Below are 16,972 nucleotides of genomic sequence, written 5' to 3' on the forward strand. Positions count from 1 at the left end.
TGCAATGTAGGCTATATCGGTATAGCGCTATGATACTGTCATGAATAGGTTTTATAGGTGTGTCGTAGACACAGGCTAACGCACGTAAGCAAACCGTAATAATAAAGGACCCCAAAAGCATAAAACGGCATGGCCTATGAGTAACCGGTTCAGTCACGCTCTTTTCGAGGTGGACCTCCCCGTTATTCCTGTGTGTCAGACACACTGCTCGAGAAGAAAAGTATCACCGGCACATCCTGGTAGTGGTGCTTTTCTTAAACTCAAAACAGCGTTGGCAGGCTACTTCAAATAACGAAAACTCAGCCCCGTATTACTTGAGTGAAGCCCTATCACTTGGGCGCTTTCAATTCACTTCACTCAAGGAGGTGGCGTATGTCCGCCCACTGTCCACGCTGTACATCAACGCAGCTGATGCCACGTCAATTAGGCCGCCATGTGGGGGCAACCACCGGTGTTGTGTCCGGTGGTACTACCGGTGCCATGGGAGCGCTGAGCGGTGCCAAAGCCGGTGCCGTGGTTGGTGCTGTCGCAGGTCCGGTCGGCGTGTCGATAGGCACCTTTGCCGGTGCGCTGTTCGGCGCGTTGGTGGGAGGTACCGCAGGCGGTGTTGCCGGTGCCCGGTTGGGGGAGGAGCTAGATACCAAGGTGCTCGACAACATCGAGTGCCGCGCGTGTGGCCACACCTTTCGACTACCGCTCGCAGAATACCCTAGCTATCCCTCTCGCTAATCGCAGTTCACTGATTCCTATCTCGTATGCGTTACCACGGCCTAGCCCGCTTCCTGTTAGGGCGGGCGACGAGTGGTTTGTATTGATACTGATTAAAACTCTATGAGGAAATTATCATGGCACATCTCGTTGAACACATGGCTTACGTTGGCGATACCCCTTGGCATGGCCTGGGGCAGCAACTGTCTCGTCATCAACCGTTGGAAGTCTGGCAGCATCAGGCTGGTATGAACTGGCATATCGAAGAAGCGCCGGTGCGCTTTATTGCCGAAGGGGCTAGCCACCTGGGCAGCATTCACTCGTTCCCTGAACAAAAGGTGCTCTACCGCTCAGATACCAAAGCACCGCTATCGGTGGTGTCTCAGCGCTACAAGGTGGTGCAGCCCGAAGAGATCCTGGAGTTCTATCGCGACCTGACGGAATACGCCGGGTATGAGCTAGAAACCGCTGGCGTGCTGAAAGGCGGACGTAAGTTCTGGGCGTTAGCCCGTAGCGGCTTAAGCACGTCGCTCAAAGGTCAGGATGAGGTCAATGACTACCTGCTGTTGGCCACTTCCTGCGATGGCACCCTTGCCACCATGGCCACACCCACCACGGTGCGGGTGGTGTGCAACAACACGCTGCAAATTGCCGTCGATGGCACGTCGCAAGCGGTGAAGGTACCCCATCGTTCAGAGTTTGATCCGCGTGCCGTGAAGCGTCAGTTAGGCATTTCGGTGTCGCAATGGAATGACTTCATGTATCGGATGAAAACACTAGCGGAGCGTAAAATCACTCGGCAGGAAGCGCAGCAGTATCTTCAGTCGGTGATTTGTGGGGCCGAGAAGCCGCTGGACGATCCCTCTAAACTGCCCAACTACCGGGCGCTGAATAAGGTGCAGAAGCTCTACCACGGCGAAGGTCGGGGTTCTCACTTGGTGACGGCCAAAGATACGGCCTGGGGCTTGCTCAATGCCGTGACTGAGTACGTCGATCACGACAAGCGGGCACGCAGTAACGATACCCGTATGGACTCAGCCTGGTTTGGTCAGGGGGCACAGCTCAAACAAGAGGCCTTGGATGCCGCCCTGCAGCTGGTGTCGTAACCATCCATACACCCATTCCCACAAGCGATTCACCTTATGATCACTCTAACCCTCACGGCATAGACGCCCAGCCCCTGAAAAGGCTGGGCGTTTTGCTGTGGGGCTTATGCCGAGAGGTAACTGCATGAGCTTTATTTCCGACGCCATTGAGATGGCGCTCACTCGACTGACCAAACAACTGCTAGAGCACGACGCCCACAAAGCAACGTCGCTGGTGTGTGCCCAGGGCGAGTTTTATCGCGCGGAGATACGCCTGGAGCGTATCGACCCCGCAGACATTGCGCGTCACTTACCCGACGTTCCGGCGCTCGTTAAATGACACACCCCATGAACAGGGCTGGTTAGCCCGCATTTCCCTCTTCACGTAAAAGGAGGTGCCCCATGGCACAGCGTACTCATGTAGTAAATGCGTCTCCCCAAAAAGGCCCAGTACCTTCCATTCCAGCAGACGCCAACGCTCAGCATTCCCCAAACTCAGCGGCGCTAGAAGCGCATCCTACAGCTGATAGCACCGCCATTATTCAGGTGATTGAGCGAGCTGCCCTCAACCCTGACGTCGATATCGACAAGATGGAGCGCCTGCTGCAAATGCAGGAGCGCGTGATGGACCGCCAGGCCATGATGGCGTACAGCGCTGCTATGGCAGCGATGCAGACCGAGCTGCCCAGCATTGAAGAGCGTGGCCAAACCAACAACGGTTGCTATGCCACGCTGGAGGATATCGTCGATACCGTTCGCCCCATCCTGCAAAAATACGGCTTCGCAGTGAGCTTCCGTATTCAGACCCAGGAACGCGGTATCCAAGTAACGGGCGTGCTAATGCATAAGGATGGTCACCGGGAAGAGACCAGCATGCTATTGCCTGCGGACATGAGCGGTAACAAAAACGCCGTCCAGGCGTTTGGTTCGTCCACCAGCTACGGCAAGCGCTATGTACTGTGCGCCTTGCTCAACATCACCACACGCGGGCAAGACGATAACGGTCAGACCTGTACACGTGCAGCCGTGAAGAGGGTTACAGCTTTTCAAGCGGGGCAGATTCAGCGTTTGATCAGCCAGTGCCCAGCCACCACGCAAGAGTGGTTCAGCGGCAAATACGGCGCTGCGGTTCAGGTGCCTCAGGCAGATTTCGACAAACTCCGCGCATCCCTCACCAAGCGAGCCGTGAAATAGCGGCTCAGCACGACCTCTCATCGCCTAAAGGAGGCGTGTATGCAGATACTCACCATGCCACAAGGCTCGCCGAAGTGGCTGGCGGCGCGTCTTGGGCGCGTCACCATGTCGGAACTCAAGGCATTGCTGGTGAATGGCAAAGGTCCCGGCGGGTTGGGTACCGGAGCCATCACCTATATGCACCAGTTGATCGGCGAGCGCATGACCGGTGAGCTGGCCGAGCCGTTTCAAGGCAACGCCCACACCAAACGGGGTCAGGAGCTAGAAAGCGTCGCCCGCTCGCTGTATCGCGATATGACCGGCGCACCGAAGCCTAAAGAAGTGGGCCTGATCCTCAACCACAACGTAGGCTACTCACCGGATAGTTTGATCGGCAGAAACGGCCTGCTGGAGATCAAAACCAAGCTGCCTAAGTTCCAAATTGAGGTGCTGCTCAGCGGGGAAATCCCCGACGAGCACGTGCCCCAATGCCAGGGTGGGCTTTGGGTCAGTGAACGGGAATGGATCGACTTTGTGAGCTATTGGCCGGGTATGCCGCTGTTTGTAAAGCGTGCTTACCGAGACGAGGCGCTGATCCGCACGATTGCCGAGCGGGTTGATGCCTTTCATGAAGAGATGGATCGACGCATTAGCCAAGTGATGGCGGCGTGACTTGCCCACTGAACCACAATACACATCCACTATTAACGACATAGATGCCGGGGCCACCACCCCGGCATCTTTATTTTTGGAGGTCATCATGCCCCATAGCAAACTCAAAGCCGGTGAGGTGGCGGGCACCTACTTAGTCACTTCGCCGGTCACGGAAACAGACATCATTACGATGGCCAAGCGTTTCGCACGCCGCAAGCTCGCCAAAGGTCGCAAGATATCCCAGCCCTCGCAAGCATTTGATCACCTGCAGTTCCTGCTTCAGGACTATGAGCACGAGGTGTTCAGTGTGCTATTTCTCGACAGCCAACACCGTGTTATCCGCTTTGAAGAGCTGTTTCGCGGCACCATTGATTCAGCCAGCGTGTACCCACGAGAAGTACTGAAAGCAGCATTGGCCTATAATGCCGCCGCTGTGATCCTCGTTCATAACCACCCTAGTGGCGATCCTGAGCCTAGTGATGCGGATCGGCGTATTACCGAGCGACTGAAGGAAGCGCTTGGTCTGATGGATATTCGGGTGATTGATCATGTGGTGGTGGGGAGTGATGGATGCACGTCATTCGCAGAAAAAGGGTATATGTAAAAATTCGTACTCCGTAGCACCGGTACTGCCCTTGGGGCAGTACCAGTTTCAAATGCCCAATTTTTTTGTCTACTTGCCATCCATTAGGTAATTTTGCGAAAATAATAATAAAATTAAATTTTATTTGACCGCTAAAAATCAATCATTGCGATAAAAACCTTAGGGCTAAGGATTTTAAACTAATAAATATAAAACTATTAATGTGCCAACTCCGGCTGCTCCTAATGCATCAATCATATCTATCAAATCATTTTCAAAAACTTTCAATGCACTAGCAGAAAAGCAGCATCTAAGAAACTGTGACATGCCATTAGCCATAACACTTAATATAGCAATGGTGACTTCTATATATTGTTCTCCAACCACCCACAGCAGAATGGACAGTAAAGAAATCAAAACGATGCTGACTTTAAAGGAAAGGCACTTGGCATAACCAATAGGTATATTAATAATCATTATCGAATCCTTCAGGATTGCCATGCTTTTAGGTATAATCTCTTTCCAACCTTTTTGACGGGAAGTCAAGAATGGCGACACATTCATTTCATGCACCATAAATAGTTGGTAAAAATTAGGAAAAGTATGTCATGGAATACTTAACAAAAAATTAAGCATTCATCAGTTGTCGAATCGGCACGCTTGACTAATATCTGCTTCCTGCTGATAAACGTCTGTCACTACGCCCAGCAAACCTAGCACGCTGTGAAATAAGTTGTCGTGCGAGGCGGCCTGGTTCGCACGATGACGTAAGCACTCAGTATCAAGCCCTTGTTGCTGTGAAAATGAGGTGGACAGCCACCAAATCATAGGCACATGCGTTTGCTCGTTGGGGGCAATAGCGTAGGGAATGCCATGCAGATAGAGCCCCTTCTCACCGAGTGATTCGCCATGATCCGAGAGATAGACCATGGCAGTTGCGTAATCATGCTCACGCTCTAGCGTGTCAATCACCTGATCCAAAACGTTATCGGTATATAGAATGGCATTATCGTAGCTATTGGTGATGGCCTCTCTTGTGCATTTCGCCAAATCAGCATTTTCACAGGCAGGAACAAAACGCTCGTAGGCTGGAGGATAACGTTGATAATAACTGGGCCCATGGTTGCCTAACTGATGTAGCACAACCACCTGGTCAGCAGGCGTACTACTGAGTTGCGTTGATAAGGCTTGAACCAATGCCTCGTCCAGACATCGCCCATCTTGACATAAAGATGCATACACCTCTGGTGAAACCGATTTTGTCGTCACCCCCTCACAGACGCCTTTACATCCTGATTGGTTATCCAGCCAAGTAACCTCTAACCCCGCGTGCGCTAATACGTTTAGCAAGGACTCATGCTGCTGAGCATAGGATTTAGAGTACTCAGCACGGCCCGGTAATGAAAACATGCAGGGTAACGAGACCGCCGTGCTCGTACCGCATGAGGAAACGTCTGCAAAATTGATAACGTCAGGCCGTTGGGCAAGTTTGGGGGTGGTTTGGCGCTCATAACCATTTAAGCCCCAATTCGCCGCTCGTACCGTTTCACCCACCACGATGACGAGGAGTATAGGTTTGTCACCCTCTGATGAAGGGATGTAGGCGTCCTCTCCTACTGGGGAGCGCACCATATTTGCGTTAATATGCTGGCTAGAAAGAGCCTGCACCATAGAAACAATATAATTACCTGGAGTTACCAAATATCGAAGCTGCTTATTGTTTCGCATGAGCGACGATATGTCTTGGTAAGATAAAAATACGGCCAGCAATAATATGGCAAAGCTGGCAATTAAGTAAGACGAGCGAAGCAATATAGCCTTCTTCCATGTCAAAGTTATTAGTCTGACTCGCCAAACCACAAGGGTCGGCGATAAAAAAAAGAAGACCAAATGAATTAACAAACCGGTAGTGAGAAGTTCTTTCGCTTCGTTAGTGTCTGTTTGAAGCACATTATCCAACATGGAAGTGTCAAAATAGGTACCATAGTAAGTATTGAAATAACTAACGAAGGCTGCAATTAGAAGGAGTAGCGTTAACAAAGGCTTGGCTGTTATGCGAAAAGAAAAGCTAGCAAAGACTAAAAAATTAAGACAGATCATTACCAAGAGCATATTGGCAAAGGTTAGCCATGTATGAATGACAAATAGGTCATACCCCTCTAAGGCTTGCTGCCAAAAAGGGATGTTATAGAAAACGCTCAAGATGACTACTATCCATAAGACAAGCTGCTCTGTGTTTAACACAGGGCGATAATGGGAAAGTTTGTTAGCTGCTTTCACCATTTTAGAATAAGCAATATTTTCTGGGGGCATCGAAAAGCTCTCTATAAAAAAGCTAACAAACACGGTTGACTAATAAGACTTTTGACAGTGAAAAGCTTACTGTCCAGCTAAGCATCAGCGTCCAGAGATCGTGAGACAGAAAATGCGCTCCGCGTAGCTGTTGAGCAAACCCAAATGCAAGGCCAAGCCCTAACCCCACCGCAAGTCCTGCCCATCGCCAGCGGGGTCGTACAGAGGCGCAAAAGAAGTAAAGTGCTATCCATGCATATCCTGCACTGGCATGCCCAGCGGGAAAGCAGGCGGATGCTGGCAATGAGGGTGGGCGTATGTCGAGCAGGCCAATAAATCCTCGAACTCCTCCATAGCGAATTAAATCCCAAGGGCACTCCATACTCACCAAGTGCTTAATTGTCGCAACGAGTAACGTCGAAATAAGCGTTGAGGAAAAAAGATATAAAAGCGGTATGCGGTACTCTTTAAGACAATCAAAACTAAAGCTTAGTATCAACAGTATCAGTGTAGCTATACCCATCAACAGGCTTAGCCATTTACCGCCTTTGTGAATCACACCCTGAGCCAAGAAGGTATCTTTCCATGCCCAGGTACTACCTTGAAGACGATAGAAAAAATCTGCTAGCGTGAAATCTACATTTAAAACACTAAAAACTGACATGGTAAGTAGAAATAAAAGCCAGGCGGATACCAAGGACATGAAGAATCTTAGTTGAATATCACGCATAGCCATACGCTCACTGTCATAAGAATGGTCAACATAACAGCTGCCGCGCCCATGTCTTTTGCACGCCCACTAAGCTCGTGATGCTCTGTTCCGATACGGTCAACAGCACACTCGATGGCGGAATTTATAAGTTCCACTATCGCGACAAGCGTCAGTGACAAAAATAGTAACGCCTTTTCAGAGTGAGTGGCATCAATAAAAAATATAACAGGATATAAAACTAGACAAAGTATCACTTCCTGTCTAAAAGCAGATTCGTTTATCCAACAAGCCTTTACTCCAGAAAAGGCATTAATAGAAGCACGAAAAATTCGTATCACACCCTTTCCATTAGGTTTTGATGCAGTTGACGTAGGCAAGTCGGAGCTCTCTTTGATAGGATAGTAAAGCTACTATAAAGACCAAAACTTAACGAAAAATTATGCAATTTTATTCAGTAGCTAAATATTCGAGCTGGAACAATCAAACAAGCCATTGCTGTTATGCTCTTTGTACAACCTGAGAACACCTGAGCCCACAAGCTGCCTCGCTTAGGCTTGTCCCTCTCATTCTCCATGACACTGGTTAGAACAGGCTTATTGCAACGCCTAATACACTCTTTGTTTCAGGGTTGCGTGCCCGGATACATACATTTTGACATCAAGTTTTAACCCCCTCTCGGTGTAGGCTAGCCTATTACCGCCGCCGTTTGCTCAAGCACTGTTGTGTTCTGTCTATCAACATTAGCGAGTATCGCTTCAACCACCGTGCTGACCTCTGGACGCCACAGTGTGGTGTCATAGGCTTCTCGTGGTACAAAGGCGAGTGATTTTTTCTGGCGTATGAGTGAAATGGTGGCGACATCGAGTGCTGCCGCTAAGTGCATAGGGCCTGAGTCGGGTGTTACAAGTAGTCGAGCTCGCTCTAACACGGCGGCAAAATGTCGGATTGGAAGCGGTGGGCATAAGTAGCCATACATCGATGACATCAAATGCTGTTCAATGGGTGCTAGAAGCCGAAACTCTTCAGGCCCAAGAAAAACGATATAGCGTATTCTGTGGGCCTCAAGGTTATCGATGAGAGTTAGCCAAAAGGCCAGTGGCCAACGCTTTTTTTGATGTCCACCCACAAAGATCGCGATAAAGCCAGAATCGGATAGATGATTGCTATGAAGGCCAATTAACTGTTGAATCTTTTCCATTGCCTGATAGCGCTCCTGCACAGTTAGCTGTAGCAATGGCCGATTCCGGCAGACAACACCGAGTGGGCGAGTCATACTAACGATGAAGTCGTAAGCGTGGGACGACTTCGCATCAACTTCAATGTTGTACAAGCGTTGATCATCTCTACGAGACCCCATGCTGTAACGTGCCCCTATTAACCGAGTCACAATAAAGCCGCTCGTTGATCCCCCGCTGACTTGTACCGCTAGGTCGTAGCGTTGAGCTCTTAGGCGTCGACATAATGTTACACACTGCCAGGGACGAAGAATGGCAGTTCTCGATAATAGATAAAAATTATCTACAGGGCGTTGCTGTAATAGAGGTAGTGTTTTATCAGTTGCTAAATAGTCTATCGTTGCGGAAGGAAAACGTTCGCGTAAAGCATCAATAACAGGGGTGCTAATGAGCGCGTTGCCTAGACGAAAATTAGGACGAATGATGAGAATTTTTTCTATGCCTACAACGCTGTCAATAGTTTCTGGGACAGGTGCTTTGAGAAGATACCGTATCCCTCCTAGCAAATATTTCTTTGCTCTTTTTTCTAAAAATCGAGCCATTATTTTCAAATAAAAATTTGTTCTAATGCGTGTTAGCAAATTCATCATTTGGCGCTCTTCAGTTAATAGCCGATGATGTACCCTCGGCAACGTCAGTTCAGACTCAAGCCGTCAGCCACTCAAAGCGATGCTTTGGCCTCGCACAAGGTCAGGGGGTGTAGCTTGAACCTGAAAAACTTAAAGAAGAATTAAATCGCTCAGTAAAATTGCAAAAAAACAGAATGGCTATCTGACGGCCTGGATTCATATCCACGTTCTGTGTGGTCATTACATCGATATTTTTAAGAAAACCTTAATTTTTTGATGGCTAAAATGAGTGCTTGTCGATTGAGGGAGCAGCATGCGAGCACTACTAGTAGAAGATGATCCCTTGCTTGGGGATGGCATTAAAACGGCTCTAGAGCGCGAGGGGTACACAGTCGATTGGTTCATGCTGGGCCGCGAGGCAATCAGCGCTATCGGCAACGAGACCTTCAGTGTGCTTATCTTGGATCTCGGGCTGCCCGATATGGACGGCATGCAGGTACTGAAGTTACTTCGCCGGCAATCCACTTTGCCTATTCTGATATTGACGGCCCGCGATGCGGTCGAAGACCGTATTGGTGGTTTAGATGCGGGGGCGGATGACTATGTGCTCAAGCCTTTCAATTTACAGGAGCTACTTGCCCGCTTGCGTGTCGTAATGAGACGTTCTGAGGGGCGTACCTCGCAGATATTGGCACTGGGGGCGCTGACTATTGATGAGGTACTTCATGCCGTGAGCTGGCGAGGCAAAGACGTTAAATTGGGTCGACGCGAGTATGCCCTACTTTTAGAGCTAGCTAGACACCCCGACCGGGTGCTATCTCGTCCCCGTTTAGAAAATTTACTATATGGTTGGGATGGCGAAGTAGACTCAAATGCGTTGGAGGTTCATATCCATCATCTTCGTAAAAAACTTGCTAAGCACTTGATCGTTAACGTACGCGGGATTGGCTACCGATTGGACAGCACGGTGCAATGACATCAATACGGCGTTATCTACTGCGCACGCTAGCAATTGCCCTAACTGTTACAAGCGGCATGGCGGTGACCGCAGCTTACTTAATTACAAATCACGAGCTAGAAGAGATTCTCGATACTCAGTTAAGTCTGCATAGCCGGATTGTGGCTGGCCAACTCGATCCAAGTGCAACGGTTGACGACTATGCTCGCCTTGCTTCGCGCATGGGGCTGCCTCAGCATCCGGCACAGCTGTATCGCGACGGTAGTGCTGTGCCCGTGAACAGCTCTGACTCAGGTTCCAAGCTTTACCACGAAGAAGAACTTAAATTAGTACTGGGCTTTTGGAATGCTGATGGCTCACCTAAGTTATTAGGAAGCAAATGGAATGATGCTGGGCCCTTTCCCAAGCCTTTGGAAGAGGGGTTTCGCTGGGAAAGCTACAATGGTCATCGTTGGCGGGTTTTCAGTATGTTCGATGTTGCCAGCGATACCTGGATTAGCATGGGGCTGAGAGGTTCTTTTCATGATGAAGTAGTGGAACGTATCACCTGGAACAATTTATTGCCGATGCTTGTTTTGCTTCCACTCCTTCTTTGGCTGATGAACCGTATTATCCGGAAAGGGGTTGCGCCCATCCAAGCGCTTTCCAGTCAGGTACAAGGCCGCTCCGCTCGCGACCTAAGCAAAATCGACAACCCTGTTCCTCAAGAGCTTAATGGTTTACGTCAATCTCTCAACGACTTTATTGCCCGACTAAAAGAAACGTTAGAACGAGAGCGACGCTTTACAGCCGATGCGGCTCATGAGCTACGCACGCCTCTGGCAGCCCTGAGAATTCATCTTGACAACGCGCAGGCAGGCGAACAGCAATCACTACAAAAGGCTTATGTTGGGGTGGAGCGGCTGCAGCGGGTGGTGGAACAATTGCTTATTTTGGCTCGCTTGGATCAGGTTGCCGCAACACCGCCAACGACTATTGATCTTTATCCAATTATTGCTGAATTAGTCGCCGAGATGTGGCCAATCGCTGAAGAAAGAGGTCAGCACTTGAAGCTAAAAGGGTTAACCCGGCTTAAGGTTAGCGCCGATGAAGTCGAAGTAGGTATTCTCTTTCGTAACCTACTGGATAACGCCTTGCGCTACACGCCGCAAGGGGGGCATGTAGAAGTGGAGCTGGCACTTTGGGAAGGAGCGCCTCAACTGATCGTGAGAGACACTGGCCCTGGGCTGCCCGAATATATGTTAGATAAAGTCACTGAACGCTTTAGGCGCGCTTCTGGCCAAGGCATCACTGGCAGCGGATTGGGGTTATCGATTGTTTCGGAATTAGTCCAACGCCAACGAGCCATTCTTACTCTGGCCAACCGTGAGTTTAGTGGGCTAGAGGTAAGCGTGAGATGGACACTACTCACGTGAATTGGTGTAAAAATCGTATTTTTTCAATATACATCTGCATGAGGGTTCAATTTATTGGATCACTACAATGCCGCTGAATCGTTCTTGCTGAAAGGTTGGCGCCTCTCCAATGTTAAGTAGCAGTCAATTTTCTGGCTGCCTGCCAAGTGGAAGTGGGAGCATCTATGAGTGGTGCAAAAGATAAGACGACAGCGCTGCATCACCTTTTTTTGTCGTCAGCTTATCAGGTCGATAGGTGTTTTCGATTGTCCCTTACCTTAAAAAACTCTTAAATTGTACCGATTGGTACTTTTTTTGAGAGATTAATACATGGCTAACGTTTCACAATATCCAAACCTGTTTAAATCCGGCGCGCTATCGGGTCTCAATCTGACCAACCGTCTCATCCTGGCCCCCATGACCCGCACAAGCGCTGAAGCTGATGGTCGTCCCACTGAGCGTATGCGGGATTACTATCGTGATTTTGCCCGCGGCGGTTTTAGCCTGCTGATCAGCGAGGGAATCTATACTGATGAGCGCTTTAGTCAGGGGTATGACTACCAGCCTGGTTTAGCCAATCTAGCCCAGCAGGAGGCTTGGCAGCCGATTGTCGAGTCTGTTAAGACGGAAGGGGCAAAGTTCGTGGCACAGCTAATGCACGGTGGTGCCCAAACCCAAGGCAACCGATTCGTCGAGGACACGGCAGCTCCCTCTGCAGTAGCACCAAAGGGTGAAATGCTTGGATTTTACGGAGGGGAAGGCCCCTACCCAACACCCCGCCCAATGAGTGAGGCGGACATTCAGGAGGCCATCGCCGGTTTTGCGGCGGCTGCACAGCGGGCCCAAGCGGCTGGATTCGACGGCGTCGAGCTCCACGGAGCCAACGGTTACCTGATCGATCAGTTCATCTCTGAGTATTTCAATCACCGTGATGACGCTTGGGGTGGCAGCCTCGAAAGGCGGCTGGCCTTTCCTATCGCGGTGATACGGGCTGTGCGTAAAGCAGTGGGCAGTGATTTTCTAGTGGGTATGCGTCTGTCGCAAATCAAGGTGACCGACTCGAACTATCGTTGGGCGGGCCGTGAGGAGGCCGCCATCATCATGACCACCCTAGAAGCCGAAGGGCTCGATTACTTGCATTTCTCCGAGCTTGACGCCCTCACACCGGCCTTTGAAGGGACAGACAAGAGCTTGGCGGCACTGGCCAGCGAACTGATTGATATCCCAGTGATTGCCAATGGTGAATTGGGGGCTCCTCAGGCAGCCGAGGCAATTATCGCTCAGGGAGGGGCCGACTTTGTGGCTATCGGCAAGGCGGCCTTGGCTAATCACGACTGGCCACACAGGGTACGCAACAACCGTTCGCTGACGGCATTGGACTTCGCTATGTTGATGCCACGTGCGAACTTGTCTAATGAGGGCGCTTGGCGGGAGCAACATAATGTCTCGGCAACTCTTGATGTCGGTCGATAATCAGCAAGGCCACGGCCGCAAGGCTAAGGGCGAAGCCACTCGACGACGCATCGTCGAGTCGGCAGCTGAGCTCTTCCACGCTCAGGGCGTCGATGGTACCGGTCTGGAGCAGATACTGCGTCAGGCCGGTGCAGGCAAGAGCCAGTTTTACCAGCATTTCCGCAATAAAGATGCACTCGTTTGCGAGGTCGTCGTTTGGTGGGAGCACCGCCTCTTTGCGTCTATGGAAGATCACGAACTAGATAGCCTCGATACGCTGGAGCGGTGGCTTCTGTCCGCCATTGATCAGTTGGAAGTCGAGCAGTGTTATCGTGGCTGTCCGATAGGCACTTTGGCGGCTGGCCTACATGACAATGATGAAACCACCCGTGCTGCCGTTAGCCAGTGTTTCCGGGCACTTGACTCTCGTTTACGTGATGCCCTGCATCAGAGTCAGCAACGGGGTGAGCTTAGCGAGGAGGCTGACCTTGAAGCAATTTCCCATTTCATTCTGGCCAGTCAGCAAGGTGCTGCCACGCTCACCAAGGCCTATGGTGACAGCAGCTTTGGCCGGCTGGTGATCGTCCAAACAATGCAATATGTGCGCTCTTATTCGGTAAACGGCCAATAGCAGTCAGCTAGTGCCACTGCTAAACGAACGCCATCACTGTCAGCAACGACGTTATCTAAGAGCCCACTATCCGGCTGATACCTTGTACGTTTAAATCCACGTCGGCATCGCTCCATGACCTCGCTGGAACATGAGCACGAGCAGGAATGTTCTGAGAAGCCGCAGATTCATTGTCTTACAGACACCATCCCGTACTTGGATTTAAAGAATATATGAGTATATGAATTTGTCGTATACAACCGTTTTGGTTATATGCAGCAATCGTATAGGATACATGGTCACTCATTTTCCAATGGAGAGATCGCCATGCCCCGTTTCCTTCGCCCTTTGGCAATGCTAACGGCGATATTTGTTGGCACCACCAGCCAGGCTGATGATCACCTCATTACCCTGGAAGTTGGCTACATGCCGATATTACCGGTCGCCCAATTGTTTGTGATGGAAGGAGAGGGTTGGACCGAGGAAGCGGGCCTGGAATTGGAGCTAACCCGCTTTTCGAGCGGCCCAGCCATGGTACAAGCGTTAGCCTCTGGCGAGCTTGACGTTATGTATTTCGGTATCGGCCCGGCGATGGTAGCCCGGGCTAACGGCGTACCCATCAAGGTTCTCGCCTCTAGCATTCAGGAGCAGGTCGGTCTGGTGGCGCGTGGCGAACTGGCGGGCCATTTCGAACGCGCTGGCGATGATGGTGCGCAGGCTATTGCCAGCTTCACCGCCGCAGAGGGCCGCAAGCCCAAGATCGCCACGTTCCCTCAAGGCTCGGTGCCGGATACCGTGCTGCGCTATTGGTTGATCGAACAGTTAGGTGTGGGTTTGGAAGCCGTTGAGATCGTCGCCATGGGTGCCGATCGTGTCCAACAGGCACTGCTCGCGGGTGCCGTAGATGCCGCCTCTATTTTGGAGCCAATTCTCACCACCGTGCAGCAGCGTGACAATCAGGCCCGCGTGGTGGCCCGCGCCGATGCCATGCTTCCAGGCCAGCCGGGGGCGGTATTGGCTGCTCGTGAAGCCGCGCTGGCGGACCATCCTGAGGCTATGCAGGCGTTAATGGCACTGCATGTACGAGCCACCGAGATGCTCGTTGAAAATCCCAACAGTGCAGCACCCCATGTCCGCGAATTCGTCGGCAAGCGATTGATTCCTCTGGAAACTGTAGAAATGGCGCTCGCCTCTCCCTCATCTAATTACGGTAGTGATCCTCACGCCATTCGCGAGGGCACTCGGCGGATGCATGACTTTCAGATCGAACAAGGCTCTTTAAATGAGTCTGTGGACCTCGACGCCCTGTTTGATACGTCCTTGTATGACGCCGTCATCGCGGAACGTGACAGCAAATGATGGTAGTTATGACTCGCGCCCAACGCACTCTCTATAGTGTACTGGGGCTCATCGGATTTCTGCTTTTCTGGGAACTTTCGCTGCGCAGTGGGCTGTTGCCCGGCAGCTTGGTGCCCTTGCCGTCATCCATTCCCGGCGTACTGTGGCTTGAACTGCTCGATGGCATCTGGTTTGACGTAGTGCGCTCAAGCCTTAGCCACTACAGTGTGGGCGTGCTACTTGGTTCGACTTTAGGCATTGCCGTGGGCATATCGGCTGCGCTGCTGCCCAGGTTTAATGCTGCGCATGCCTGGCTTGCTAGATTGCTACGACCCATTCCGCCGCTGGCATGGATTCCTTTCGCCATCATTTGGTTCGGCATAAATCCTTCTGCAGCCGCCTTCATCATCAGCATTGGCGTTTTCTGGATCAATTACTTCGCCAGCTACAGCGCTGTGCACTCGATTGATCCTGGCTATGACGAAGTGGCACGCGCCTTTGGTCAGCAGCGTTTTCTGGCTCGGCTGACCAAGGTCAGCTTGCCTGCGGCGGCCCCAGGTATTCTCAGCGGTCTGCGTGCCGGACTCGGTCAGGGCTGGATGACCGTGGTAGCCGCTGAGCTGTTCGGCATCCCTGGTATTGGCCAGCGTATGATGGAGGCTTCTAGCCTGCTGGCGACTGATATCGTGGTGGTTTACATGCTGACCATCGCCGCCCTCTACGCAACCTTCGACTTCCTGTTCATGGTAGTGCAGCGCAGATTACTAAGGTGGCAATCATGACCGACACTAGCATGACGATGCACCCGGTGCTCAGCGCGCGGAACGTCAGCCTAGGTTTTGACGGCACCACCATCTTGGCCGGTGTTGATCTGACACTTCACCCTCAGGAGTTCGTGGCCGTTGTGGGTGCTTCAGGGGTTGGAAAGTCGACCCTACTACGAGCATTGGCTGGCTTGCTTGCCCTACAATCGGGACGAGTAGAGATACCCGCCGCCATCACACCAGACACTCGCGCCTGGTCAATGGTTTTTCAGGCACCAAGGCTTTTTCCTTGGCGCAGAGTACGGGGTAACGTGGAATTAGGCTTGGAGGGCCTTTCGCTTTCTAAAGCCGAGCGCCGCCGCCGCGCTTTGGAGCCTCTGGCGCTAGTGGGGCTTGATGAATTCGCTGAACGCTGGCCCCATACGCTCTCGGGTGGCCAGCAACAGCGGGTCGGCATTGCCCGGGCGCTTGCTGTTCAGCCCAGGGTGCTGTTCATGGACGAGCCCTTCTCTGCGCTTGACGCCATCACTCGGCGCCGACTTCAACAGGAGTTGGTTGAGCTACGTCGACGTACCGAAGCCGCCATTGTCTTTATCACTCACGATATAGAGGAAGCCGTCCTGCTTGCCGACCGGGTGATGGTACTAGGTAATGGCGAGATGGATCAGCCAGCACGGGTGGTTGAGACTCTTGAAGTCGACATGCCTCTTGATGATCGCCGTGACCAACCCGAATTCGCACCTCTTGTGCAGCGTGTCGAGAAAATCATCGGCAACCACTGATCAAGCAACTTTCTCGGAGATAACCATGCCGCCCCTTCACGTGCTGCTTCACGCGCCCACGGCTGAGGCTTTGATTCGTGCCCGCCGTAATGCCGCCAACTTGCAAAAGGCCCGGCCAGATGCCGAGGTACTGATAGTCGCTAATGCCAGCGCCGTGGCCGCCGCCCTAACCACTCCTGACGAAACCGACTCAATGCTGCGGTTATGCCGTAATTCCCTTGTGGCCCAAGGGCTCGACAATACCCGTGCCCTCACTGAGGTAGATGCGGCAGTAGTTACACTTGCTGAACTCCAAGCAAAAGGCTGGGCCTATATCCGCGCATAAAACCTTAGCGCTTTAAATGAGTGAAGAGCCAAATAAAGCGTCCCCATGTGCTGAGCAACGGCTGTGATATTCCCTGAAGTGGGGCGCCTCGTCTGTAAATTGACCGCTTAGGCCGCATTGCCAATACTATCGGTACCCACAAACCACGTGGTAGTAGGTACCGATGGCTTTAAGTATCGATATCGCATGAATGCCTTGAACAATGCCTGGGAACGGCATCAATGTTTACTGTGTTTTCGAGACTGGACAGCGTTGCTGCCACCTATGCAACATAGATGTTTTGCCAAGTGAATAGGCCATGACGTAAAGCGATTGAGCTATAAGGCGTTTGCATCTGT

General features: G+C 51.4%; 19 protein-coding genes. 14 read left to right on the top strand and 5 right to left on the bottom strand.

What is annotated here, in order from left to right:
• The first annotated feature begins 372 nt into the window (after positions 1-372).
• The 6 genes from FRH_RS08950 to radC all read left to right on the top strand — a co-directional run bounded on the left by FRH_RS08950 (position 373) and on the right by radC (position 4,224).
• Positions 373-729 carry a hypothetical protein gene (locus FRH_RS08950; protein ID WP_281998098.1) on the top strand — a complete coding sequence of 119 codons (357 nt, stop codon included), beginning with the start codon at positions 373-375 and terminating at the stop codon, positions 727-729.
• 116 nt (positions 730-845) lie between these two features.
• A complete protein-coding gene (locus FRH_RS08955) occupies positions 846-1,814 on the top strand; it encodes a DUF932 domain-containing protein (protein WP_281998099.1) in 969 nt (322 codons plus the stop codon).
• 124 nt (positions 1,815-1,938) lie between these two features.
• Complete coding sequence (locus FRH_RS08960) at positions 1,939-2,133, top strand: hypothetical protein (RefSeq protein ID WP_281998100.1); 195 nt, start codon at positions 1,939-1,941, stop codon at positions 2,131-2,133.
• A 62-nt stretch (positions 2,134-2,195) separates the two neighbouring features.
• A complete protein-coding gene (locus tag FRH_RS08965; protein WP_281998101.1) occupies positions 2,196-2,987 on the top strand; it encodes an ERF family protein in 792 nt (263 codons plus the stop codon).
• Positions 2,988-3,026: 39 nt separating this feature from the next.
• Positions 3,027-3,638, top strand: a complete 612-nt coding sequence (locus tag FRH_RS08970; RefSeq protein WP_281998102.1) for a lambda exonuclease family protein — start codon at positions 3,027-3,029, stop codon at positions 3,636-3,638.
• An 88-nt stretch (positions 3,639-3,726) separates the two neighbouring features.
• Positions 3,727-4,224, top strand: coding sequence for a DNA repair protein RadC (radC, locus tag FRH_RS08975; RefSeq protein ID WP_281998103.1), 498 nt, complete (start codon positions 3,727-3,729; stop codon positions 4,222-4,224).
• Positions 4,225-4,398: 174 nt separating this feature from the next.
• On the opposite strand, the gene FRH_RS08980 is transcribed toward radC, so the two are convergent.
• The 5 genes from FRH_RS08980 to FRH_RS09000 form a co-directional block, all read right to left on the bottom strand.
• Positions 4,399-4,767, bottom strand: a complete 369-nt coding sequence (locus FRH_RS08980; RefSeq protein WP_239286532.1) for a hypothetical protein — start codon at positions 4,765-4,767, stop codon at positions 4,399-4,401.
• Between the two features lie 75 nt (positions 4,768-4,842).
• The gene (locus tag FRH_RS08985) at positions 4,843-6,516 is read right to left on the bottom strand and encodes a phosphoethanolamine--lipid A transferase (protein ID WP_281998104.1); all 1,674 of its coding nucleotides are present in this window, start codon (positions 6,514-6,516) and stop codon (positions 4,843-4,845) included.
• A gap of 22 nt (positions 6,517-6,538) precedes the next feature.
• A complete protein-coding gene (locus FRH_RS08990) occupies positions 6,539-7,225 on the bottom strand; it encodes a phosphatase PAP2 family protein (RefSeq protein WP_281997897.1) in 687 nt (228 codons plus the stop codon).
• Positions 7,207-7,584 (bottom strand): diacylglycerol kinase, encoded by a 378-nt coding sequence (locus FRH_RS08995; protein WP_281998105.1) that lies wholly within the window; start codon positions 7,582-7,584, stop codon positions 7,207-7,209. Before FRH_RS08995 ends, FRH_RS08990 begins: the two co-directional genes overlap by 19 nt.
• A 308-nt stretch (positions 7,585-7,892) precedes the next feature.
• On the bottom strand, positions 7,893-9,032 hold the full coding sequence (locus FRH_RS09000; RefSeq protein WP_281998106.1) for a glycosyltransferase family 9 protein: 1,140 nt from the start codon (positions 9,030-9,032) through the stop codon (positions 7,893-7,895).
• Positions 9,033-9,324: 292 nt separating this feature from the next.
• On the opposite strand from FRH_RS09000, the gene FRH_RS09005 reads away from it, so the two are divergent.
• The 8 genes from FRH_RS09005 to FRH_RS09040 all read left to right on the top strand — a co-directional run bounded on the left by FRH_RS09005 (position 9,325) and on the right by FRH_RS09040 (position 16,634).
• The gene (locus FRH_RS09005; RefSeq protein WP_058579755.1) at positions 9,325-9,987 is read left to right on the top strand and encodes a response regulator transcription factor; all 663 of its coding nucleotides are present in this window, start codon (positions 9,325-9,327) and stop codon (positions 9,985-9,987) included.
• The gene (locus tag FRH_RS09010; RefSeq protein WP_281998107.1) at positions 9,984-11,384 is read left to right on the top strand and encodes an ATP-binding protein; all 1,401 of its coding nucleotides are present in this window, start codon (positions 9,984-9,986) and stop codon (positions 11,382-11,384) included. The genes FRH_RS09005 and FRH_RS09010 overlap by 4 nt, the downstream gene beginning before the upstream one ends.
• A gap of 309 nt (positions 11,385-11,693) precedes the next feature.
• Entirely contained in the window at positions 11,694-12,836 is a 1,143-nt protein-coding gene (locus FRH_RS09015; RefSeq protein WP_281998108.1) for an NADH:flavin oxidoreductase, read from the top strand.
• Complete coding sequence (locus tag FRH_RS09020; protein ID WP_281998109.1) at positions 12,805-13,446, top strand: TetR/AcrR family transcriptional regulator; 642 nt, start codon at positions 12,805-12,807, stop codon at positions 13,444-13,446. Before FRH_RS09015 ends, FRH_RS09020 begins: the two co-directional genes overlap by 32 nt.
• Positions 13,447-13,752: 306 nt before the next feature.
• Entirely contained in the window at positions 13,753-14,784 is a 1,032-nt protein-coding gene (locus FRH_RS09025; RefSeq protein ID WP_281998110.1) for an ABC transporter substrate-binding protein, read from the top strand.
• 8 nt (positions 14,785-14,792) lie between these two features.
• Positions 14,793-15,545 (top strand): ABC transporter permease, encoded by a 753-nt coding sequence (locus FRH_RS09030; RefSeq protein ID WP_083025698.1) that lies wholly within the window; start codon positions 14,793-14,795, stop codon positions 15,543-15,545.
• Positions 15,542-16,309, top strand: a complete 768-nt coding sequence (locus FRH_RS09035) for an ABC transporter ATP-binding protein (protein ID WP_281998111.1) — start codon at positions 15,542-15,544, stop codon at positions 16,307-16,309. Before FRH_RS09030 ends, FRH_RS09035 begins: the two co-directional genes overlap by 4 nt.
• A 25-nt stretch (positions 16,310-16,334) precedes the next feature.
• The gene (locus FRH_RS09040; RefSeq protein WP_281998112.1) at positions 16,335-16,634 is read left to right on the top strand and encodes a hypothetical protein; all 300 of its coding nucleotides are present in this window, start codon (positions 16,335-16,337) and stop codon (positions 16,632-16,634) included.
• Positions 16,635-16,972: the final 338 nt, after the last annotated feature.

Origin of the sequence: Halomonas sp. A020 (assembly GCF_027943625.1) — a bacterium.
GTDB classification, from domain to species: Bacteria; Pseudomonadota; Gammaproteobacteria; order Pseudomonadales; family Halomonadaceae; genus Vreelandella; species Vreelandella piezotolerans.